The organism is Nocardia implantans (assembly GCF_035544775.1).
GTDB classification, from domain to species: Bacteria; Actinomycetota; Actinomycetes; order Mycobacteriales; family Mycobacteriaceae; genus Nocardia; species Nocardia implantans.
On the sequence record NZ_JAYKYQ010000028.1, the window covers coordinates 1 to 3,142 of the forward strand.

The following is a 3,142-nucleotide window of genomic DNA, read 5'->3' on the forward strand; positions in this document are numbered from 1 at the left end:
CCGACCTGTTCGACGAAACCACCATCCACACCCTCGGCCACCGCCTCCAACGCATCCTCACCACCATCGCCACCAACCCCCACACCCCCATCGGCGACATCGACATCCTCGACGACACCGAACGGGAGCGGATGGCGGCCGCGGCGGAGCCGGTGAGCGTCGAACCGCCCACGGCGACCGCGGGCACGGCGCTGACCCAGGCGCTGGCGGCGGCGGTCGAGGACGACCCGGACGGACCGGCCGTGGTCTCCGGCGAGAGTGCGCTGTCGTACCAGGATCTCGACGCCCGCTCGTCGCGTTTGGCTCGGGTGCTCATCGCGCGGGGTTGCGGCCCCGGCGCGGGCGTCGCGGTGCGGCTGGACCGCGGCATCGACGCCGTCGTCGCCACTTGGGCCGTGCTCAAGACCGGCGCCGCCGTCGTCCCGGCCGACGCGCTCGACGCGCTGCCGCCGCACGGACTCGAGGTCAAGACCGGCCTGACCGCCGGCGGTGCGTTCCCGACCGCCACGGTCGACTGGCTGGCCCTCGACGACCCCGCCGTGATCGCCGAAATCGCCGCCGAATCACCACGACCGGTCACCTACGCCCACCGCATTCGCCCACTGCGCGGCAGCGACCCGGCATTCGCCGGACAACAGGTCCTCAGCTACGACGACCTCGCCGCGGCAGCCGCGCGATTGCGCACGCGCACCGAACTGACCTTCGAATCGCGCACCTTCCAGCACGGCAGCCCGCAGTCGCCCGCCGCGCTGATCGAGGTGGTCGCCGCCGGCTCGGTGGGCGCGTCGGTGGTGCTGGTCGACGACGTGGACGGAGCGCTGACGGAGTCGCTGGCCGACGAATGGGTAACCCACCTCGTGACCGATCGGACCGGGCTGGACACCCTCGACCCGACGGCACTGGAGGATTTGCACGCTGTGGTGCTGGACAATGGTGTCGGCGCCGTACCGGCGGGCCCCTGGGCCGAGGTGGCCGCTATCGTCGAACTCACCGAACTGCTCGGTAGCGAGTGAGGCGATTCGCGGTCGGACACAAGCCTCCGGTTGTGTGACCATGCACACAGCCGGTTGGTTTGGTGTATCAGGGTGTCCGCTGGAAATGTGTCATGGACGTGTTCTTACAGGCAGGATGTGCAGAGTTTTCATGTTTCGCTTGTCGGGGAATAGTCTGCCGGCTCAGGGATGGGGGACCAGGGACGAAGCGGGGCTCGCGTGACGCGGCCCGCGCGGGTGCGGCCCACGCGCACCCGGCGACCTAGAGTCACTACCCTTCCGCAACTGATGGCAACCGCCGTCGAAGCGAATCCGACCGGTACGGCGGTCGTGTTCGCCGACGCGGTCAGCTCACGCGGACACCTCACCTACGCGGAACTCGACGCCAGATCCACGCGTTTGGCGCGTCTGCTGATCGATCGTGGGGTGGGGCCGGAGGATCTGGTCGCGGTGGGTATTCCGCGTTCGGTGGAGTCGGTGGTCGCGGTGTGGGCGGTGGCCAAGACGGGTGCGGGTTTCGTGCCGGTGGATCCGAACTATCCGGCCGACCGGGTCGAGCACATGGTGAAGGACTCCGGCGCCGTGCTCGGACTCGCCGTCGCGCACGTGGTGGCGGACCTGCCCAGCGAAATCGAATGGCTGGTCATCGATTCCGACACCTGCGCAAGGCAGTTGGAGGACTACCCGACCGAACCGGTCACCTACGCGGATCGGCTGCGCCAGTTGCGTGCCGAACATCCGGCCTACGTCATCTACACCTCGGGGTCGACCGGCATGCCGAAGGGCGTGGTGGTCACGCAGTCGGGGTTGGCGGGTTTCTGCGCCGAGCAGCGTGATCGGTACCGGGTGACGAGCGCGTCGCGGACGTTGCATTTCGCGTCGCCGTCGTTCGACGCGTCGGTGCTGGAGTTGCTGCTCGCGCTCGGCGGCGCGGCGACCATGGTCGTGGTCGCGCCGACGGTCTACGGCGGTGACGAGCTGGCCGCCCTGCTGCGCAGGGAGGGAGTCACGCACGCCTTCATCACCCCGGCCGCGCTGGCGTCGGTGGATCCGGCGGGGCTGGACGAGTTGCGTGTGGTGGTGGCCGGTGGCGAGGCGTGTCCGCCGGAGCTGGTGCGGCGCTGGGTGCGTCCGATCGCCGACGGCCGGCGCGAGTTCTACAACGGATACGGCCCGACCGAGACCACCATCATGACCAACATCAGCGCGCCGCTGGTGGCGGGTGAGACGGTGACGATCGGCGCGCCCATCCAGGCGACCACCGAATATGTGCTGGACGAGCGCCTGGTGCCGGTCCCGATCGGCGTGGTCGGCGAGTTGTACATCGGCGGACCCCAGTTGGCCCGCGGCTACCAGTCGCGCCCCGGCCTCACCGCCGTGCGATTCGTCCCGAATCCGTTCGACCCGAATCACTCCAGGCTTTATCGCACCGGTGACCTGGTGCGATGGACGCCGAGTGGCGAGTTGGAGTATCTGGGTCGCAACGATTTCCAGGTGAAGATCCGTGGTTTCCGGATCGAGCTGGGTGAGATCGATGCGGTGCTCGCGGCGCACGAGACGGTGGATTTCGCGGTCACCGTGGGGCACCAGCTGGACAGCGGCGCGACGATTCTCGCTTCTTACGTGCACGCGGCGAGCGGACGTTCGATCGACACCGACGAATTGCTCGCGCACGCCGAGCGCAGCCTGCCGGTGCACATGGTGCCCACCTCGATCACCGTGCTGGACGAGATCCCGCTGACCCCGGTGGGCAAGCTGGATCGTCGTGCCCTGCCCGCTCCGCAATTGCAGACCAAGGAATTCCGCGCCCCGTCGGGAGCGCTGGAGCAGTTGGTGGCGGGTGTGTTCGCCGACCTGCTCAGCGCGGGCGGCGAGATCGGCGCGGACGACGACTTCTTCGAGCTGGGCGGCAACTCGCTGATCGCGACGCAGGTGGCGGCGCGGCTCGGGGCGTCGGTCGGCGCGCGGGTACCCGCCCGCACCGTGTTCGAAGCGCCGACGGTCGCGCTGCTCGCCGCCCGGCTCGCCGAATTCGACACCGGCGCTGCACGTCCGGCGTTGGTGGCGGTGGAGCGTCCGGAGCGGGTGCCGTTGTCGTTGGCGCAGCGGCGGATGTGGTTTTTGAATCAGTTCGATACCGGTTCGGCGGC

2 protein-coding genes are annotated in these 3,142 nt (G+C 69.2%); both read left to right on the plus strand.

Annotated elements, in window-relative coordinates:
• Positions 1 to 1,013 (plus strand): AMP-binding protein (locus U3653_RS33125; RefSeq protein WP_324722500.1); only part of this gene is annotated, 1,013 nt, incomplete at its 5' end.
• Between the two features lie 267 nt (positions 1,014 to 1,280).
• On the plus strand, positions 1,281 to 3,142 hold a 1,862-nt coding region (locus tag U3653_RS33130), incomplete at its 3' end, for a non-ribosomal peptide synthetase (RefSeq protein WP_435406616.1).